The organism is Leptospira fletcheri (assembly GCF_004769195.1).
Classification (GTDB): Bacteria; Spirochaetota; Leptospiria; order Leptospirales; family Leptospiraceae; genus Leptospira_B; species Leptospira_B fletcheri.
In genome coordinates this window covers 804,896-823,514 of the sequence record NZ_RQET01000004.1, presented here as the reverse complement: position 1 = coordinate 823,514, position 18,619 = coordinate 804,896, and the positions used below count along the sequence as shown (strand labels likewise).

Below are 18,619 nucleotides of genomic sequence, written 5' to 3'. Positions count from 1 at the left end.
ATGGATCCAAGAAAGGTCCACCGAATTTTATCTTTAAACCGCACAGGGAAGATCCAAGAAAAACCGCGTATACTCCATCGGCACACTTTCGAATGAAAGATACCCTCCGTGTTCCTTTACGATACTCAGACTTACGGATAAGCCCAAACCGGTTCCCTTATCCGCTTCCTTGGTTGTGAAAAACGTATTAAAAATGGATCTACCTAGTTCGGGAGGAATTCCTACTCCAGTATCTTCGACCGTAATCCTAACCCAAGGTTTATTTCCCATGTCCACCATTTTAGCGAAAACGCTTACCCGCTTATCATCGTAGTAACCTTCGTTTTTTTGGTTCAAGGAATCTATGGAATTGTTCACCAAATTCAAAAGAACTTGCAGGATCTGCCCCTCTTTGCATAAAACCGGACACACATCTTCCGTTGTGTCGACTTGCAGGAAAATTTTACTCATCTTAGCTCTTTGTTCCGAAATGGATTTCATTTTGATCAAGCTATGCGTAAGCTTTACCTTTTCGAACTGTCCCTTTTCCTGGCGCGCGAATCGAAGAAGGTCCTTGACCATAACGGAAATCCTTTCCCCTTCGGTCTGAATTTTAATCGCCATGCGTTTCACCTTCTCAGTATCGGATTCGCCTTTTTCTATCATTCTGGCGTAATCTATGATAGCCATAATCGGGTTATTGATTTCATGCGCCATCGCTCCCGCTAAGAAGCCCATCGCCTCCAATTTCTGACTCTGCCTAAGTTGTTCTTCTATCTCGAATTTGTCCCGCTCGGCTTTTCTTCTGGCTTCGGTTTCTTCATTCTCTCGTAAAGCTCTTTTAAGCGCCGGAACCAATTTCACTAAACGATCTTTTAATACGTAATCCGTGGCGCCTCTGGTTAATGTCTGAATTGCCGCGTCTTCTCCGTACGTTCCCGAAACGAAAATGAAGGGCGTGGACGGACAGGCTTCCTTTGCAAGAGTTAATGCGGACAACCCGTCGAAATTCGGCAGGGAAAAATCTGAAAAAATAAAATCCGGTTTTTCCTCCACGATCGCCTTTAGATAGGCATCACGATCCTGTACATGTAGGGAGACGTATTCCACACCCCCTCTTTTAAGCTCTCTCTGGATTAATTCCAAATCCGTAGGTGAATCCTCTAAAAAAAGAAATTTAAGACGTTTCATTTTAAATCACCGATTTATTCACGATACACCAATATTGTCCGATTTCGGCGACGGTAGTGATCAGTTTCTCGAATTCCACGGGTTTGACTATATAGCTGTTCACTCCTAACTCGTAACTTTCCACTATATCCTTCTCCTCGGAGGAGGAAGTCAGCATAATGACCGGAACCACTCTGAGCTTATTGTCCGCCTTCATCGCTTTCAAAACTTCCAACCCGTCCACCTTAGGCATTTTTAAATCTAGAAGAACGAATAACGGAACTTCATTTGCATCCCGATCCGCGAATTTCCCTCGACAAAATAGGAAATCGAGAGCTTCCTCTCCGTCCCGAACATGTGAGATACGATTGAACAGATTTCTCTTTTTAAATCCTCTCATAGTTAATTCAGCGTCGCTCGGATTATCTTCCGCATATAAAATCTCGAAATTCCTCGAGTTATTCATAATTTAAACCTCCGACGGCAACGTAAAATAGAACGTCGCCCCTTTGTTTTTTTCTCCTTCGGCCCAAACTCTTCCGCCGTGACGACTCACGATCTTTTCCACTATCGCGAGCCCGATCCCGGTTCCTTCAAACTCATCGGAGGAATGCAACCTTTGGAATATTTTAAATAACTTATGTGCATATTGATGGTCGAATCCTGCCCCGTTGTCCCTAACATAATATGTGTTCTCCCCGTCTCCGATAGAGCCGCCGATCTCCACCAAGGCGCCGTTTTTTTTAGAAGAGTATTTGAAAGCATTGGAAATCAGGTTCATAAAAACCTGTTTAAGCATGGAGGAATCTCCGTAAGCAGGGGACAATTCAGCGATCTGAACGTCGTGTACGAAGGTGGCTCGGTTCAATTCTAAGGAAACGATACAATCTCTGACGAGGCGATTCATATCGACCGGGTCCGATTTTGGTTCGTTCTTCGAAATTCTATAAAACTCGAGAAGATCGTCGATCAATTGCCCCATGACCTTCGTGTTTTTCATGATCACGCCTAAGAGACGATTGCCTTCGGCGTCCAAAACTTCGGAATAGTCTTCCACTAGAATTTTCGTAAACCCGTCTATCCCACGGATCGGGGAGCGTAAATCGTGGGAAACGGAATAGCTGAAAGCCTCCAATTCCCGATTCGCATTTTCTGCCTTCTTTAGATTTTTTTCCAGCCTCAGATTCAATTCCTTGATCTGCCTTTCCTTCAAAAAACGATCCGTGACTTCCGTCAAAAGAATCACTCGACCGATAGGATCGCCGAGACGGTCCTTAAGTAACCTTACGTTCACTTCCAGAATGGATTCTTCCGGGCCCGGCTTGATTACATGAACGGAAAATTTGCTGGATTCCTTTTTGAAAAACTCCTGAATACCGACCAAAGAGTCTTCGAGATTCGTACCGTCGGGAGAATCGACTCTTGCGATCGTAAGCCCGCCCTTCCGAATCCAAACCCTCCAATCCTCCTGAAGAACCGGAATACTTCCCACCAATTCCAGAATCCTAGCGTTGCTAAGAAAGATCCGTTCCTTCTTATCGATCGCAAAGACCCCGTCCGCCATATTGTTCAGGATCGATTCCAAAAGGCTGTTCTGGTCGGATAAATTTTTCTCCGCGTTTAACCTTCTTTCGGATTCCTTTTTTAAGATCTGAAACAGTGCGGTCAGAAGAAAAAGATTGAAGACCGAAAATACCAAAATGATGATCTGCCCGATATCTATCCTAGTTTGGAATATCGCTGCCCTTTCCTGGAACAAAGACTTCTCGGCAATCTTCATCTCTTCCAATGTCCCAAGTATTTTTTCCCAAAAGGGCGAATTGACGGGAACTGCTGCAAGTGCGGAGTCACCCAAGGAATGGACCAGGGATTCAAGTTTTCGGACACGTTCCTGCTGCTTCGGATTTTCCCGAGTCAAAATTCTCAGTTCGACGATCTTTATCTCCGTAGTATATAAGGACCTTCCGAAGTCTTCACGGAAAGCTGCACCGTTTGCGCCCGCGTAACGGATCGCCAATATTTCAGAATCTTTAATATTAGAAGAAATTGATTCCAGTTTCAGAATAATCTCTCTCGTATTCTCCTCCGAAGATTTCGCTTTGGCCAATGTAAGATGATTCCAAAAGAAGGCTCCGCCTATTGCCGCGATCATTGATACGGCAAGAAGGAAGCCGATCGTCAATTTTTGGGAATAACTTAAGGTAAACATAAACAAAACGGCACCGAAAGATCGTACACTGCGGAAATCCGAGTGCAACTACAATCCATCAAAAGAGTGAATATTACGACTTTTTCATTTAAAAATGACACGAAAAAGCAATTTATTTTTAAGCTTATCTTATCGGACTTCCGAAATCGGAAAAAAAAGACAGGAAAGTACCGCAGTATACTCAGACTTTCGGGAAGGTAATTTTCCAACACCGGAAATGCGACATAGATTTGACTCGATCTCCTGCCCATTCAAGTTGACCTGTCCACTTCGTCCGTAAAACTGTCGAAGACCCGTTTTCGAGCCGATGCTTTTCAACACGTTCGTATTTCTCCTATTTTTTATCCTAGTTTATACGGTTTTTTTGGGTTTAGGCCTCTGGGCTAAGCGGCATTCGTGGGCAGCCAGAGGACAGAATCTTTGGCTTTTGGCCGCCTCTTATTTCTTTTACGGATGGTGGGACTGGATCTTTCTCATCCTAATCGTTTTAAGCACGCTCGTAGATTACGTTGCTGCCCTTGGAATAGAGGGAAATACGGACAGGAAAAGAAAAAGGATCTTCCTCTTTTTTTCGATCCTTTCCAATTTAGGCATCCTGTTTACGATGAAATATTTCAATTTCTTCGCGGACAGCATGGTCCATCAGTGGAACTCTTTAGCAGGTTTTCTAGGCTGGGAAACGATCGGCGGAAACGGTTCCTTTCTTTTAAAATCCGTAATCCTCCCCGTTGGAATCAGCTTCTACACGTTCCAGACTATGTCCTATACAATAGACGTGTACAAAGGGCAAATCCGGGCGGAAAAAGATTTCTTCGATTTTGCACTTTTTGTGACTTATTTTCCCCAATTGGTGGCCGGTCCGATAGAAAGAGCCGGCGATTTACTGCCTCAATTAAAAAAACCTAAATTTCCTGACACGGGAATCCTTTTGGAAGGGATTTGGGACGTACTCCTAGGATATTTTCTAAAGGTATATGTAGCGGATAATCTAGGTCCTTTAGTGGATCAGATCTATTTTCCGAATAAGGAAGCCTATCTTGCCCACCCCGACCATGCTTTAGGAATGGGAGGGGGGCAAGTTTTAGTCGCCACTCTCGGCTTTTTGATCCAGATTTATTGCGATTTTGCGGGTTATTCCTTTATCGCGCTCGGAGTCTCCCGATTTTTGGGAGTCCAATTGACCGTAAATTTCGAAACCCCGGAATATTCCGCTACGCCCATAGAGCTTTGGACGAGATGGCATGTCACTTTGAATCGGTGGTTCCGGGAATACGTATATTTCCCATTAGGTGGAAATAGGACAAGCAGAGCAAAACAAATTCGTAATATACTAATCGTATTCGGACTTTCCGGCCTATGGCACGGCGCGAATTGGACCTTCGTCACCTGGGGATTATTGAACGGAATTTTTACGGTAGTTTATATGATTATTCTCTGGAATTTCCCGCCGTCGAATTCTTCGGTCCCGTCGCCGGCGTGGATCCGAATTCCCGCCGCCGTAGGAAGCAGGCTCCTTACGTTCCTGCTCTTCGCACTCAGCGCGGTGGCATTTAGAGCGTACGATACGCACCACATGTTATTATTGTATTCCCAGATTTTTTCCCCTTGGAACCTGACGGAACAAGTCAACGGCGTCCTTTCCGTCAGCCATTATCTAGGTGAAATGCTTCGGATCGCGCTCCCGTTGCTGATTGTCGATTATTTCGTTTATACGAGAAAAGACAGATATTTTCTCCTGAAGAAAGGAGCTTGGCTCCAAGCCGCGGTATTTATTCTTTTGTTCGGAACCGTCGTACTGAAGGGAATCTTCGGTAAGGAGGTCATTTATTTTGCGTTCTAAACTTTCCGGACTTCTGATCGCGGTCTTTTTTTTCGCACTTTTAGAAGCGGTCGTACGTTTCCTTCCCAGTTATTTTATGGAGGAGCCGGAAACCTTTTTCGTGAACTACAAACGGGAAACGATCGAATCAGGAAAAGGAAAGGCCGATATCGTCATCCTCGGGGATTCCCGAAGCATGGCTCTTGCCGGAACAAAAGGGACATACGAAGTTTATAACCATAGCCTTCCCGCAATGGGACCGAGATATTATAAATTCCTGTTAGAGAAATACTTAAAATTCGGAAACAAGAAACCGAAACTATTACTTTTCGCCGCCAGCAGCGTATTGTATTCCCAGGGATACGGTCCTCCTTTGTACGATCCTTCCGGCCTAAGGACCATGAAAAACGAGGGTTTGGGGGAATATTCCGAACGGCGCTGGAAGGAAGGCTGGAAAAACACTTTTTTCAAGCAACAGACCGAATCGAATTTGGATCCGCTGGATCCTCGGCGGGAAGATTCCTTTCTCTGGGATTTTTTCGGACAAAGGTATCTCCACCAATTCTCCTTTTCGGAACTAGCAGGTCAATTCGAAGGAGTGGAACGGATCTTTATCCTATCCAAAGCCGCTCCTTTATTATATTCCACTTATAAATACAGAAGGTCCGTCGAGAATTCTCTTAGCCTTTCCAACTGGGAAACCGAAAAGGAAAACTCGGATTGGATTCGAAATTGTTCCACCTGCCAAGCAGTCGAGGCAGGCCTCTGCTTGCCTCCCGGATCTCAGCTACAGGACAATATTCTAATCAAAGAATGGTTGGATTTAAACCGGGGAAAATACAATATCTCGAATCGAATGAATCCTCTCCAGACGTACCAATCCCGCGAATACGTGAAGCAAATATTAGAAAAATCAATAGAATCCCAGAATCGGGTTCTTTCGCAGGATTTTTCCTCTTTGGTTGATTTGATCGATTTCTGCGAAAAGGAAGGAATCCTTTTCGGATTTTTGTACATGCCGGGAATCATGGAATTGGAAAATACCGCGAACTCCATAGCCGTGCGTTCCGCAGTAAAAAAGCTGGTCGAGAGCAGGAAGAACGCGGCCTTCTTTTCTTTTCCCGATTTTCGTTATCCGAAAGAGATGTTTGTAGACCAAATCCATTTCGATTGCCGCGGTGAAGCTAGACTAAACGCGGAATTTCAGGAATTCGTTTTACCGATGGTATTCCGTTTTCTGGATTCGAAACGGAAGAATCCGTTTCTTGAATGATTCTCATTTTATGTCGGATTCGAAGGAAATGCCGCGAAGTATACGCTAGGATTTTTTTCTGCGCCGTACAAATCGCACTTTTTACTTCGTTTCGCGGATGGAAAGCAGGAGAATCCCGGAAAAACACGATTTTTTGCTTGCTATAAAAATTTCAAATCGGCACACAAGGTTTCGGTACTCACATGGAAATTACGGTTCAAGACGACATTCATATCATCAAGATCTCCGGATCCATCCTCCAATCGGACAGCGAGGAACTGGACCGTAACCTCAGCGATCATAATTTCGACCCTTCCCCGAAAGTCATTATCGACCTTACGGAAGTGAGTCACATCTGTTCCACAGCATTAGGAATCCTAGTTTCCTATAAGAAAAAATTCAATTCCGCGGAAGGTGACATCATCATCGTAGTAAACGACGAGGATCTTCTGCAATTGTTCGAGATCACCATGTTGGACAAAGTCTTCAAAGTCGTTCCCACCATCGACGATGCTTTTGATGAATTCAAACTGGGAAATTGAAATCCCTAGCCTTAGCTTCCAATAATCCGCATAAAGTCCGCGAAATAAGAGCCATCCTGAATTCCTTGGGGATCGAATTGAAGACCCCCAAAGAGCTGGGATTGGAATCGAACCCCGAAGAGACCGGCGATACTTTCGAAGAAAACGCTTTGATCAAAGCCAGAGAGTTATTCGCTCTCTGCAAAATACCATCCTTAGCGGACGATTCGGGAATTTCCGTGGAAGCTCTGGACGGAGCTCCTGGAATCCATTCCGCCAGATTCGGAGATCCTAGTTTAGACGACGAAGGAAGGACCAGACTTCTTCTGGAAAAAATGAAGGGGAAGGAAAACCGAAACGCAAAGTATGTCTGCGTAATCGCACTCGTGGACGGAAAATCCGAATTCACTTTTCGAGGGGAATGCCACGGCTGGATCTCGGAGGATTACGATACGACAGGCAAAGGATTCGGGTACGATCCGATCTTTTATTTTCCTGAATTCGGAGCCCGCTTTTCACAAGTGGACGAGGAAAAAAAGAACTCCGTCTCCCACAGAAAAGAGGCTCTGGATCTTTTGGCTGCCCATCTCCGACGAGAAAACAGGTAGAAAAGGAATTTAGGGAGACTACTTCGCTTCCGCGAGTACAGGACCGCCTGCGAGCCGTTTGTAAAATTCGGCTCCTTCTCTTTCCAAAAATTCTTCGTAAGTCCCTTTGAAATCCCGAATCCCTTCGGTCGTGACTTCCAAAATGCGGGTCGCTATCGAAGAAACGAATTCCCGGTCGTGGGATACGAACAAGACCGTTCCTTCGAATTTCGTCAAAGCGTAGTTCAAGGATTCGATGGATTCCAAATCCAAGTGATTCGTAGGTTCGTCCAAAGCGAGAAGATTGTCTTGGGCTAAAATCATCCTGCCTAAAATGATTCTAGATTTTTCCCCTCCGGAGAGAACTTGGGTGGGCTTCTTAGCCATCTCTCCGCTAAAGAGCATCCTTCCTAAAATCGCGCGGATCTCCTCCATCTCGGTTCCTGGTGGCGCATAACGGTACAACCATTCCACGATCGTATCCGCATCCTTTTCGATCCCTTCCCTGTGGTCCTGAGGAAAGACCGATGCCTCGACCGATTCTCCGAACAACACGGATCCGAGATCGGCTTCCAGCTGTTTCATCAAAATTTTGAGAAGAGTAGTCTTACCCACTCCGTTCGTGCCGATAATCGCGATCTTTTCACCCTTCGTGATATTGATGGTAAAATCCTTAAAGATACTTCTGTCCTCATAGGCTTTCGAAATCGATTCGGCAATGATGACATCCTTTCCTAAGGGCCTTTTCATTTTAAATACGATGTACGGAAATTGTCGGGAAGACGGACGGATCTCGATCATATTGTCTTTGATCTTTTCGATCATCTTCTGACGGGAAGTCGCTTGCTTGGACTTTGCGGCGTTCGCACTGAAACGGCTTACGAATTCCTGAAGCTCGGCGATCTTTTCTTTAGCGCGTTTATTGTCCGCCACACTTCGTTCTCGAGACGCTTGAGCGGCTTCCATGTACTCGTCGTAGTTTCCGGGATATACGGTCATCGCTTGATAATCCAAGTCGGCGATATGGGTAGCAATGGAGTTGATAAAGTGACGGTCGTGGGAAATCACTACGACGACGCCTTTGTAATTCAATAGAAACGATTCCAACCAATGGATCGTTTTGATATCCAAGTGGTTGGTAGGTTCGTCCAGCAAAAGGACGTCCGGTTTTTGGAATAGCACCTGCGCGAGGAGAACCCTTAGTTTGAATCCGCCCGTAAGAAAGGAAAGAGTTTGAGAATGTATGTTTGTCGGAATTCCGAGACCTTCCAAAAGTTCCCCGGCGATACTTTCCGCCTCGTATCCGCCCATTTCTCCGAACGTCTCTTCCAATTCGGAAACGCGGATGCCGTCCTCGTCGGACATTTCCGGTTTAGAGTAGATCGCGTCCCTTTCTTTGGCGATCTCCCACAATTCCTTGTTCCCCATCATTACCGTATCGAGCACCTTTTCGTTTTCGTACTCGTAATGGTCCTGCTTCAGATAACCGACCTTGATACCTGCATCGATCGCGACCGACCCTGCGGCAGGCTGTTCCATACCCGCCAATATTTTCATGAACGTGGATTTTCCGGAGCCGTTTGCTCCGATCAAACCGTAACGGCAGCCTTCCTTAAACTTCAAGGTTACGTTTTCAAATAGGATCTTTTTGCCGAAATTAAGGGAAAGACCTGAGACGCTGATCATAATAACCTACCTATCCGTTTAGGCGACTTTCATGGGAGAAAGGGAATACCGCCAGAGTCCCAAAACCTCGCTTATTTGCCAACTAAAACCATCGGAATGCGACTTCACTCTCTTCGGAACCTATATTACCTTACCTCGTTTTTCGAGTGAGAGGAGAAGGATCCGTTTCGTTCCGGTTTTTGTAGTCTTTCTTCCCTTTTTTTCGGTTTTACCTTGAATTTCCCGATTTTGCGCAGATATTAAGCGACGAATGAAAATAGCAGTGATCGGAAGCGGAATCGCCGGTTTAAGCGCCTGTTGGTATTTAGGAAAAGAGCACGAAGTTACGCTGATAGAAAGACATCCTCTGGTAGGAATGGACGCTCATGGAACGGACTTGGATTGGAACGGGAGATCTCTCCGAGTCGACGTACCTTTTCGAGCATTCAAAAAGAATTATTATCCTTGTCTATTGGAACTGTTCGAAGAGGCGAAAATCGAAGTTAGACCCGTGGATTATTCCTTTTCCCTAAACTACAAGGACGGAACCACCTATTTCGGTTTTTCCACCATGGCTCTGGGAGGAAATTTCTTTCCAATCCCGTATTTTGCCTGTTTTTCGAATTCCATCTCACGAAAAATCTTATCCGACGCGATGCGATTTTACGAGGAATCCGAATCCCAGCTGGATCGATTGTCCGGAGAACAATTGACGATTTCCTCTTTTTTGCGCCGGTTCGGATACTCCGTGGAATTCGAAGATAGATATCTGATTCCTATGTTCTCCACGATCAACACGTGTACTTCGGAAAGCGCAAAAAATTATCCGGCGGAGGCGGTGATCCGCTACCATTCCAAGGGACTCAAATTCCTAAGATTTCTGACCGCGAAAAAAGGCACAAGAGATATCACGGAACGACTGGCTTCCCGGGCTGCAAGAGTACTGCTCAATGCCGAACCGACGAAAATCGCTTTAAATAAAAATAAAGTGTATGTCAAATTCCGGGATGGTGAGGAAAGTTACGATCGTGTAATCGTAGCCGCTCCTGCGGACCGGGCGGCTCCCATGCTTCCGGAAGAATATTCCGAAGAGCGCAAGCTGCTTTCCTCCTTCCGTTACGAAACGTCCGAAGTGGTGGTCCATTCCGATCCGCGATTCATGCCGAAGCAAAAAAAACATTGGGCGCCCATGTGTTTCGCATTGTCCGAAGACGGAAAGAGCGCGACGGCAACCATTTTATTGAACAAGGTTCTTCCCAATATGGGTGAGAAACCGGTATTCCAGACCTGGAATCCGCTCACGGAACCGGATCCGAAATCCGTACTTAGCCGCTCCAAATTCGAAAGACCGGTGATCGACCTTTCTTCCAAAGAAATCATTCGACGATTAAAGGAACTACAGCAAGGACCGGACAGAAAGGTATGGGTCTGCGGTTCTTATGCAAGATACGGAATTCCCTTGTTGGAAGCGGGGGTTGCTACCGCCTTAGACGTAAAGAATTGGGTGGCTGCGTCCGGGGGGAAATAAAGACTCCAACCTACTTTTCAAGAGTGTAAAGTACGTAATGAAAGAATTTTCTTCTTTTTTCGCTGGCTAAAAATTCTCCGAATCGAATATATCTAGCAGCTAATTTAGAAGGAATTCCTTCCATTCTCGGCAGAACTTTTTGTAGGAATTCCGCGAATCCGCCAAAAACGGTTTCGTCCAAGATTTCGAAGGATGTTTGTTTCAATCCTTGCGCTGCGTGAAGCTCGGCGAGTTCTTCATAGGAAAACCGATTAGATGCGGGAATTCCTGCAAGGAACGAAAGGATGTTCCGCTCGAGTCTTTCTTTCCAAGACAACTTCGCGGTAGAAAATACCAATTCCGCGGAGCAAAACTTCCCCCCCGGTTTCAGGATCCGAAACGTTTCTTGAATGAACTTTTTTCGGTCCCGAAAAAAATACGCGCTGTCCAAGCAGAGGATTTTGTCGTAAGAATCGCTCGGAAATCTCGAAAGACTAGCCGCGTCCGCGAATCTGAGGTCGAGAAACGGAAGCCGATTTCTCCATTTCTTTTCCGCATAGGATACCTGCTCCCGGGAAGAGTTGATCGCGACGATCCGATTCGAAGGAACTCCGAAGATTTGGTTCCAAACCTCGAGTTGGTCACCGCATCCGCATCCTAAATCCAAAACACGATCGTTAGCCGAGAGAGCCGCGGCATTTCCCAATAACCGAGCCAAGTTTCCGGCGGCAGTCGGATAATCTTTCGTATTCTTCCAGTATCCGAAATTCGCCCAAGAGGATGCGCTTCCTAGATTCAGATAGAGATGAGCGAGAGTGTCGGGTGCTTCTTTTCTCTTACTCCAACTGAAAGGATCCATTCGGACAAGATCCTATTCGTAAAAACGGTTCCCACAACCTTTTTTAAACCTCTGTCCTTTCGCTCAAAAAAGCGCTTTCCAGTCTTCGGGTTCGACGGAAACTACCGACACAGGTTCGTTATGAATAAAGCCCGCATTTTCGAGATCCTATCTTCCCTACTCGGATACCTAAAGAAAAATTGGAAGTTCCTCCTAAAATATTGTTCCGTAGCAGGATTGATCGTATCCGCATTTTTGGTCGGCGGTTCTTATGTGGTCTGGCTGACCAAACAGGACGAAGTAATACGCAACCTAGAAACGTTTCAAAAGGAAATTTCGAACTCCTATGATCCTGACAGAAGCAAACCGATCCGGATTCTTGACAAGAACGGAAAACTGATCGGAGAGTTTTCACGTAGAAAATTCCGACCGATCCGAACGGACAATCTAATAAATCATGGAAACATAATATGGGCTTTATTGAGTTCCGAAGATCAGGACTTTTACAGACACGGAGGAGTCAATTACGCTTCCTTGGCCCGGGCTGTGATCGTAAATTTGACCACGTTTCGGAAACAGGGAGGCTCGACGATCACCCAACAATTGGCCAAACTCACGTTGGATCTAGGCGCGAGAAATATTTTCAACAAACTGACCGAATTCTATTGCACTTTTTATTTAGAGAATCGCTTCGATAAGAACACCATATTGGCGATGTACCTGAATCGGATTTTCTTAGGGGAAGGAAACACGGGAGTCGAAGAAGCTTCCAGATATTATTTCAACAAACCCGCCTTCGAGTTAACGCCGGCGGAGGCAGCTCTCCTTGTCGGAACCATCCCGGCCCCTTCCAATTACAATGCGGTGAGAAATCCGAAAGTCGCTTTAAAGCGGCAGAGAATGGTCCTCTTCCTAATGGCGGAAAACAAACAACTCCATCCTAGGTCCAATTCCGTCGAAAAAGAATTCGAACGGAAGATAGACTCCAATATCCGTAAGTTCAGAACCTTTTATAAGGTGGAGGAAACTAAGGACGAGGAAAACAAAATATCCGTTACCTCCGAAATCGGCAAGTACGGCTTCGACAAGGACTTTAACGTCAATTTGGCTCCCGACTTCAATTTTCAGATCCGTCAATTCGTAATAGAAAATTTCTCCGAAATCGATTTGGAAACCCGGGGAATGAACGTTTATACCACTTTGGACTTCGACAAACAAGATTCCGCGGAAAGGGCTCTAAGAGAAGGAATCGAGGGGGTTCGAAAAAAACTTTCGGAAGAGAAAGCGGCGTATTTAAAATCGGGAAAAAACGAAGAGGCTGCAATTCAGAAAAAAATCATCGAAAACATGAATGGAAGTTTAATTTCCATTCATCCTTCCAACGGTCATGTGGAAGCGCTGGTCGGAAGTTATAAAATCTCCAATATATTCAGATTCAACCGTGCGGTTTCCGCGGTTCGACAACCAGGGTCCGTCATTAAAGCCTTGGTATATCTTCTAGCGTTCGAAAAGAGAATCATCACTCCGATCTCGATCGTCACCGACGAAGAAATCAAAATCAGAGGTTATTCGCCCAAGAATTGGTACAAAGGATATCGCGGAGACATGCAGGCCAGGATCGCGTTTGCCCAATCCGTAAACACGGTCGCGGTCAAACTGTTAAACGAAGTCGGAGTCGGAAACTTCCTAGACGCATTGGGAAAAATTCTGGATTTGGATCGGGCGCAGCTGAACGAAAGGTTCCAACCGAATCTTTCTCTTGCGTTAGGCTCCGGAGAACTTTCGCCGAAAGAGCTCGCAACGATTTATGCGACCATAGCCAATCTAGGTAAGAAAGTAAAACCGATCGAAATTCTTAGGATCGCCGATTTTGAAGGATCCGAACTTTTCTCCCTGCCGCCGACTCAGCCGGGAGACGTTGAACAGATTTTGGATCCGGTCGCTTGCGCGATGGTATTGAATCTCTTGGAAGCGGTAGTCTCCGAGGAAGGCACGATGAAAGTGGGTCTAAAAGGAGAGGACCGATTTCCGATGGGAGGAAAGACCGGGACAGTCCAATCGCCCAAAGAAGCCAGAAAAAGATGGGGAAACCGGAAAGGTGTGAGGGACGCTTGGTTCGCGGGAGTGAATCCGAATCTAGTCACTGCAGTTTGGATCGGCAACGACGCCGGCGCTCCTTTTCCCGGATCCGGTTCGGGGATCAGTGGTTCGGTTTGGTTCAAGTATGTTTCCTACGTCGCAAGAACGATCGGATTCGGAGACAGTTTGATCCCTCCGTTTAACGGTGATTATGTGAAGGTGGATCTTTGCGGCGAAACGGGCGGTTTACTTTCCGGGGAATCCGGATGCCAACATCCTCTGTACGGCCAATATTTTCACATAGGGGACCAACCGGCATCGTCGGTCGCGGCTCCGTTAAAAGAGGGAGCCAAATCCGAGTCTACCGGCGAAGCATTATCCGAGGAGGATTCCGTGGAATTGGAACTTCCTAAAATCAGTGAGAAAGAATAGACTCTGATTTTAAGCGCTCCGCGACCAGATGCAATTCATAAGGAGACCAGAGAAAGATCCAGGGCGCGTCTTCACTTAGAATCTCGAGGGATTCCTTCTCTAAGCGATGTCCGTCCAGGGAGTCCGTCGTTCTAGATCGATGCAATACGGATTCCATCTCCTCACTTTTGTAAAAAGACCGATTTCCGGCGTTCCCGAATCGATCCCCTGCAAATAAAGGATCCACGAAATTCCAAGCTCCGGGAAAATCCGCGTACCAGAAAAGCAACGTGAGATCTCCTTTTTCTTCCCCGTTTTCCTTGTACAAGGAAGCCTTTTCCATCGGGTGAATCCTCACCTTCAATCCCAAATCTCTCAGATAGCGTACGATCGCCGCGCCGTTCGCCTGATTTTCCTCGTCACCGCGCATCCGGAAGTCCAACTCCCTGGATAAAATCTCCGGATAACAGGAGGACTTTCTCAAAAATTCCACCGCGAGATTCGGGTCGTACGGATACGGTTCGGCGATACCTTTTCCGGTAAAACCTTCCGCAACACTTTGGGGGAAAGGTCCGACTGCCACTTCCGCTTTGCCTTCCAGCAGGATATTCAGAATTTTCCGTTTATCCACCGCATAATTTAACGCTTTTCTAAAATTCTTATCGAAACAGGGCTGTTTCGCATTGATCGCCACGTATTGGACTCCGCCGCCCTTTCTAACGAGCACGGACTCTTCTCTTACGTTCTTATTCCGCAATAGGAAATTCGGGAGCCTCATCTGATCGAGTTGTCCTTTCGCGTAGAGAAAGATACCGGTGGTAGCCTGGGGAAGAATTCGGAACAAAAGAAACGGAGACACTGCCCCGCTCTGATTTTCGTTCGCCCGGAGACGGATAAAGTTATTGCGTTTCCATTCCACTAGAGCGTAAGGACCACAACCTTTTTCGGGAGGGCCGCAATAGATGGAGGCCTGGGGAAGGGATAATTTTTCCAGAGCCTCCCGCAAACCTCCCTCGAAAACCAATCGAATCGTCATCGGATCCGGAGCGGTTCCTCCTTTCAAAAAGGAGTACGAGCTACGTTTCGGACCGGAGGAATTTCGAAGACGATCCAACGAAGAAAGGACGATCCCGGCGTCGATCGGGTTTCCTTGGGAATCCTTTCGAACCTCCAGTCGAATCTCCAAAATTCGATTCCGATCCCCCGAGTTTCCGATCACCCGGAAACTTTTCGCCAACGCGAACGCGATCCTTCCTTTGTCGTCCAAGGTGAAAAGATTCGGATAAAGGTATTTCAGGGCGATTCTAGAAGACAAATCCGTGGATTGGATCGGATCTAAAGAAATCGGATCGGAAGACAGGGAAAAGATCAGCTCGTCCGGAGAACGCTCTTGCTTTCCACAGCCGTAAAAAAGGAGGGACAAAACAAGGAAAGCTAGGGAAAAGGGTTGAGGAGGGAAAAACATTCCGGACCTATGAACGTCTATAGACGCCTCTTGGGGTATTCCTTCAAGTACAAATACAGACTACTGACCGGCATCGTCCTATCTTTCCTCGTTTCGATTCTCAACGGAGCCTCCCTAACCAGCATCATTCCGATCTTTGACGCGATCGGCAAAGGAGGAAAAGCGGAATTCGAAATTTCCCTCACCAAGAAAGATCGCGCCCTATTGGACCGAAAATCCAGCGGGGAAGCCCTCGCAGGTTTGGACACAATAGAGGTCTATTTGGCGGAGAAGAAGACGGATACCAACCGTTTCCTAGCCTCTTTACCGAAAGATCGTCTGGTTTTGCTCTTCTGCTGGATCGTTTTTCCGGTATACCTTGCGAAACTCTTGTTTTTGGCCGGAGCAGTATATTGCATCAACTCGGCCGGATATTTGGCCGTTCGGGATTTAAGAGCGCAGCTCTATTCCAAGGCGCAAGAACTACCTCTCAATCAGTTCGTGCAGGAAAAAACCGGAATTTTCATGAGTCGGATCATAAACGACGTGGAAGTTCTCGCCAAACTGATCAGCTCGGACCTGAAAGACGCCATTACGGATTTCTTTTATATCGTCACTCACCTTTCCTTTCTGCTGTTTCTGAGCTGGAAGATGTTTCTTGCGGTGATCGTAGTCGTTCCGTTGGTAATGGGTCCCGTATCGGCATTCGCGGATCGGATCAGACGTGCAACGAGAAACCAACAGGAAAGACTTTCCTCCCTAAACGGACATTTGCAGGAGGTCATTTCCGGAATCCGCGTCATACGAGCTTTCTCCATGGAAAAAGCGGAAGCGGCCCGTTTCTGGGAAATCAACAAGGATCTTTCCGACAAAACTTTTAAGGGACATTTCTACCACCAAATCGGACCTTCCTTAGTGGAACTTTCCAGTTCCCTCGTCGCCGTCATTTTCTTAAGCTTCGGAGCCTATTTAATGGATGCCGAGGACTTCTCTCTCGGAAAATTCATGGTCTTCTTCCTTACTTTGGTTTTTTTGACTAGGCCATTCAAACAAATGGGGATGCTTTCCAACTCCATCCAAAGCGCCGTAGCGGCGGGAGAAAGAGTATTCGAATTGTTGGATAGCGATACGGACATCAAACAGCCCAAGAATCCGATCTTACCGAAACGCCTCGCGCAGGAATTCCGTTTCGAAAACGTAAGTTATTCGTATCCGGGAACGAAAGGACTAGCATTAGAAAATTTGAATTTAACTATCGCCAAAGGATCCACGGTGGCATTAGTCGGCGCTTCCGGCGCGGGTAAATCCACGGTCGTGGATCTGGTCCCGAGACTGATAGATCCGACGGAAGGAATCGTCACTTGGGACGGCATCGATCTCAAGAATTTGGACCTTCCTTCTTTAAGGAAAAAAATATCCATCGTTAACCAACAAGTCTTTCTATTCAACGGGACAATTCGGGACAATATCTGTTACGGAAACGAAAACGTTTCGGAAGATCGATTGAGGGAAGCCGCTGATCTGGCATTTGCGACTGAGTTCATTCTTTCTTTCGAGGACGGATTCGATACGATCGTGGGAGAACGAGGCGTGATGCTCTCCGGCGGACAAAGACAGAGAATTTCCATCGCAAGATCCTTATTGCACGATCCCGAAATACTGATCTTAGACGAAGCGACTTCCGCCTTGGATACGGAATCGGAAAGGTTGGTCCAACAAGCTCTGGAACCGCTCTATAAGAACAGAACCGTAATCATTATCGCTCACAGACTTTCCACGATCCAGGTCGCGGACAAGATTTTCGCGATGGAAGGAGGCCGTATCGTGGAGGAAGGCAGCCATTCCCAACTGATCCAGCTGGATGGAAAATACAAAAAATTGTACGAGATGCAATTCGCGGAATCCCCCGCATAACGGCTTATGTTCCTACGTTCCGTCAGGATCCTTTTCTTTCCCCTACTTTACCTTTTAAGTTTTCTCTATCGGATTCTGTTTTTATACGACAAAGCAAGGAAAACTCCGAAAAAACTCCCTGATGCTTTCGTCATCAGCGTAGGAAATTTCAGCGTAGGCGGAACGGGCAAGACCCCTTTTACACTTCACCTCGCCGAATTGCTGCACGGAAAATTTCCGAAGATCCCGATCGTAATTCTGAGTCGAGGTTACGGCGGCTCCCTGCCCGAAGGAACAGCCAGAGTAAGAATCGATTCGCCGGCAAGAGAAGTGGGAGACGAACCCTTATTATTAAAAAAAAACCTCCCCTTTGCCGAAGTCTACGTCGGGAGGGACCGTTACGAATCCTATTCCGGATTCCGCCGCGATTCGCAGATCCCCGAGACGCAAATCGTGTTCGCGATTTTAGACGACGGTTTTCAACACCACTTTGTAAGTCGAAACCTGGAGATCGTCCTACTGGATTGCACAAGAATCGGAAAAGATAGATTTCAAATTCCGGCGGGAAGGCTGAGAGAACCTTACACCTCCGTAAACAGAGCGGATTTTCTCATCGCCTCGAAATACGAGGACCGTTTTAAGAACGAACTGGAAAAATGGAAAAAACGTTTCCGGCCAAAAACAATATTAGAATTCCGTTTTGTACCGACGAATATTTATCCGATCGGAGCCCGCCAAGAACCCGTCGGAATTCCGATAAAGGCATTAAACGGAAAAAAAATTCTCGCATTTTCCGGGATCGGAAATCCGGAGCCTTTCTATCTTTCTATCAAGGAAACGGGTGCACAATGTACCTTCCTCCGCTTTCCGGATCATCATTCCTATACCCGATCGGATCTGCAAGAGCTCACGCAAGCTGCGGAAGGAAAGGAATATCTGGTATGCACGGAAAAAGACTGGGTCAAATTGGCTCCTCTTCTCGAAGGATCCGCCGACCCTCGTTGGGCGTATCTAGAAATCAAAACCTCCCTTCAGAACGAATCGGTTCTGTTGGACAGAATAGACGAATTCATAAAACATAATATTCCTTAAAATACGGAGGACGAATTCCGAAGGACCGTAGCGAACGCTACACACTCGTTTCGCCTCGCTCAACTTATTTTTTCCAATTTTGGAAAGATTTTTCCAAAATTGATCCTTAGAGAAAAGGAAATCTCAATGCGGATAAATCCGGAAAACGATTGT

14 protein-coding genes are annotated in these 18,619 nt (G+C 46.4%); 8 read left to right on the top strand and 6 right to left on the bottom strand.

Annotated features, from left to right (window positions below):
* Positions 1–33: 33 nt before the first annotated feature.
* From lvrB to EHO60_RS07110, 3 genes are read right to left on the bottom strand one after another with little or no spacing between them, the layout of a single operon-like run.
* Positions 34–1,170 carry a hybrid histidine kinase/response regulator LvrB gene (gene lvrB, locus EHO60_RS07120; protein WP_135767440.1) on the bottom strand — a complete coding sequence of 379 codons (1,137 nt, stop codon included), beginning with the start codon at positions 1,168–1,170 and terminating at the stop codon, positions 34–36.
* Between the two features lies 1 nt (position 1,171).
* Positions 1,172–1,615: a response regulator gene (locus EHO60_RS07115; RefSeq protein WP_135767439.1), complete on the bottom strand. Its 444-nt coding sequence runs from the start codon at positions 1,613–1,615 to the stop codon at positions 1,172–1,174.
* A 3-nt stretch (positions 1,616–1,618) separates the two neighbouring features.
* Entirely contained in the window at positions 1,619–3,358 is a 1,740-nt protein-coding gene (locus EHO60_RS07110; RefSeq protein WP_135767438.1) for an ATP-binding protein, read from the bottom strand.
* Positions 3,359–3,665: 307 nt separating this feature from the next.
* Here EHO60_RS07110 and EHO60_RS07105 point away from each other — a divergent pair, with 307 nt between their 5' ends.
* The 4 genes from EHO60_RS07105 to rdgB all read left to right on the top strand — a co-directional run bounded on the left by EHO60_RS07105 (position 3,666) and on the right by rdgB (position 7,558).
* Complete coding sequence (locus EHO60_RS07105) at positions 3,666–5,198, top strand: MBOAT family O-acyltransferase (RefSeq protein WP_135767437.1); 1,533 nt, start codon at positions 3,666–3,668, stop codon at positions 5,196–5,198.
* The gene (locus tag EHO60_RS07100) at positions 5,188–6,450 is read left to right on the top strand and encodes a DUF1574 domain-containing protein (RefSeq protein WP_135767436.1); all 1,263 of its coding nucleotides are present in this window, start codon (positions 5,188–5,190) and stop codon (positions 6,448–6,450) included. Before EHO60_RS07105 ends, EHO60_RS07100 begins: the two co-directional genes overlap by 11 nt.
* A gap of 182 nt (positions 6,451–6,632) precedes the next feature.
* Positions 6,633–6,971 carry an STAS domain-containing protein gene (locus EHO60_RS07095; RefSeq protein WP_010417441.1) on the top strand — a complete coding sequence of 113 codons (339 nt, stop codon included), beginning with the start codon at positions 6,633–6,635 and terminating at the stop codon, positions 6,969–6,971.
* Positions 6,968–7,558 (top strand): RdgB/HAM1 family non-canonical purine NTP pyrophosphatase, encoded by a 591-nt coding sequence (rdgB, locus tag EHO60_RS07090; RefSeq protein WP_135767435.1) that lies wholly within the window; start codon positions 6,968–6,970, stop codon positions 7,556–7,558. The genes EHO60_RS07095 and rdgB overlap by 4 nt, the downstream gene beginning before the upstream one ends.
* An 18-nt stretch (positions 7,559–7,576) precedes the next feature.
* Here the strand turns inward: rdgB and EHO60_RS07085 are convergent, their stop codons facing one another.
* Positions 7,577–9,223: an ATP-binding cassette domain-containing protein gene (locus EHO60_RS07085; protein ID WP_135767434.1), complete on the bottom strand. Its 1,647-nt coding sequence runs from the start codon at positions 9,221–9,223 to the stop codon at positions 7,577–7,579.
* Positions 9,224–9,473: 250 nt separating this feature from the next.
* Between EHO60_RS07085 and EHO60_RS07080 the strand changes: the two genes are divergently transcribed.
* The gene (locus tag EHO60_RS07080; protein ID WP_135767433.1) at positions 9,474–10,730 is read left to right on the top strand and encodes an FAD-dependent oxidoreductase; all 1,257 of its coding nucleotides are present in this window, start codon (positions 9,474–9,476) and stop codon (positions 10,728–10,730) included.
* A 10-nt stretch (positions 10,731–10,740) separates the two neighbouring features.
* Here the strand turns inward: EHO60_RS07080 and EHO60_RS07075 are convergent, their stop codons facing one another.
* Positions 10,741–11,568, bottom strand: a complete 828-nt coding sequence (locus tag EHO60_RS07075; protein ID WP_135767432.1) for a class I SAM-dependent methyltransferase — start codon at positions 11,566–11,568, stop codon at positions 10,741–10,743.
* A gap of 120 nt (positions 11,569–11,688) precedes the next feature.
* On the opposite strand from EHO60_RS07075, the gene EHO60_RS07070 reads away from it, so the two are divergent.
* Positions 11,689–14,058 carry a transglycosylase domain-containing protein gene (locus tag EHO60_RS07070; RefSeq protein ID WP_135767431.1) on the top strand — a complete coding sequence of 790 codons (2,370 nt, stop codon included), beginning with the start codon at positions 11,689–11,691 and terminating at the stop codon, positions 14,056–14,058.
* Here EHO60_RS07070 and EHO60_RS07065 read toward each other — a convergent pair.
* A complete protein-coding gene (locus tag EHO60_RS07065) occupies positions 14,042–15,502 on the bottom strand; it encodes an ABC transporter substrate-binding protein (protein ID WP_135767430.1) in 1,461 nt (486 codons plus the stop codon). The genes EHO60_RS07070 and EHO60_RS07065 overlap by 17 nt on opposite strands.
* Before the next feature lie 9 nt (positions 15,503–15,511).
* Between EHO60_RS07065 and EHO60_RS07060 the strand changes: the two genes are divergently transcribed.
* Together EHO60_RS07060 and lpxK are read left to right on the top strand one after the other, a co-directional pair.
* Positions 15,512–17,395: an ABC transporter ATP-binding protein gene (locus EHO60_RS07060; protein ID WP_135767429.1), complete on the top strand. Its 1,884-nt coding sequence runs from the start codon at positions 15,512–15,514 to the stop codon at positions 17,393–17,395.
* 6 nt (positions 17,396–17,401) lie between these two features.
* On the top strand, positions 17,402–18,466 hold the full coding sequence (gene lpxK, locus EHO60_RS07055) for a tetraacyldisaccharide 4'-kinase (protein ID WP_135767428.1): 1,065 nt from the start codon (positions 17,402–17,404) through the stop codon (positions 18,464–18,466).
* Positions 18,467–18,619: the final 153 nt, after the last annotated feature.

Bases quoted from the DNA above. Each gene is read 5' to 3' on its own strand.
- lvrB (WP_135767440.1), bottom strand. From the start codon at position 1,170: ATGAAACGTCTTAAATTTCTTTTTTTAGAGGATTCACCTACGGATTTG.
- EHO60_RS07115 (WP_135767439.1), bottom strand. From the start codon at position 1,615: ATGAATAACTCGAGGAATTTCGAGATTTTATATGCGGAAGATAATCCG.
- EHO60_RS07110 (WP_135767438.1), bottom strand. From the start codon at position 3,358: ATGTTTACCTTAAGTTATTCCCAAAAATTGACGATCGGCTTCCTTCTT.
- EHO60_RS07105 (WP_135767437.1), top strand. From the start codon at position 3,666: ATGCTTTTCAACACGTTCGTATTTCTCCTATTTTTTATCCTAGTTTAT.
- EHO60_RS07095 (WP_010417441.1), top strand. From the start codon at position 6,633: ATGGAAATTACGGTTCAAGACGACATTCATATCATCAAGATCTCCGGA.
- EHO60_RS07085 (WP_135767434.1), bottom strand. From the start codon at position 9,223: ATGATCAGCGTCTCAGGTCTTTCCCTTAATTTCGGCAAAAAGATCCTA.
- EHO60_RS07080 (WP_135767433.1), top strand. From the start codon at position 9,474: ATGAAAATAGCAGTGATCGGAAGCGGAATCGCCGGTTTAAGCGCCTGT.
- EHO60_RS07075 (WP_135767432.1), bottom strand. From the start codon at position 11,568: ATGGATCCTTTCAGTTGGAGTAAGAGAAAAGAAGCACCCGACACTCTC.
- EHO60_RS07070 (WP_135767431.1), top strand. From the start codon at position 11,689: ATGAATAAAGCCCGCATTTTCGAGATCCTATCTTCCCTACTCGGATAC.
- EHO60_RS07065 (WP_135767430.1), bottom strand. From the start codon at position 15,502: ATGTTTTTCCCTCCTCAACCCTTTTCCCTAGCTTTCCTTGTTTTGTCC.
- EHO60_RS07060 (WP_135767429.1), top strand. From the start codon at position 15,512: ATGAACGTCTATAGACGCCTCTTGGGGTATTCCTTCAAGTACAAATAC.
- lpxK (WP_135767428.1), top strand. From the start codon at position 17,402: ATGTTCCTACGTTCCGTCAGGATCCTTTTCTTTCCCCTACTTTACCTT.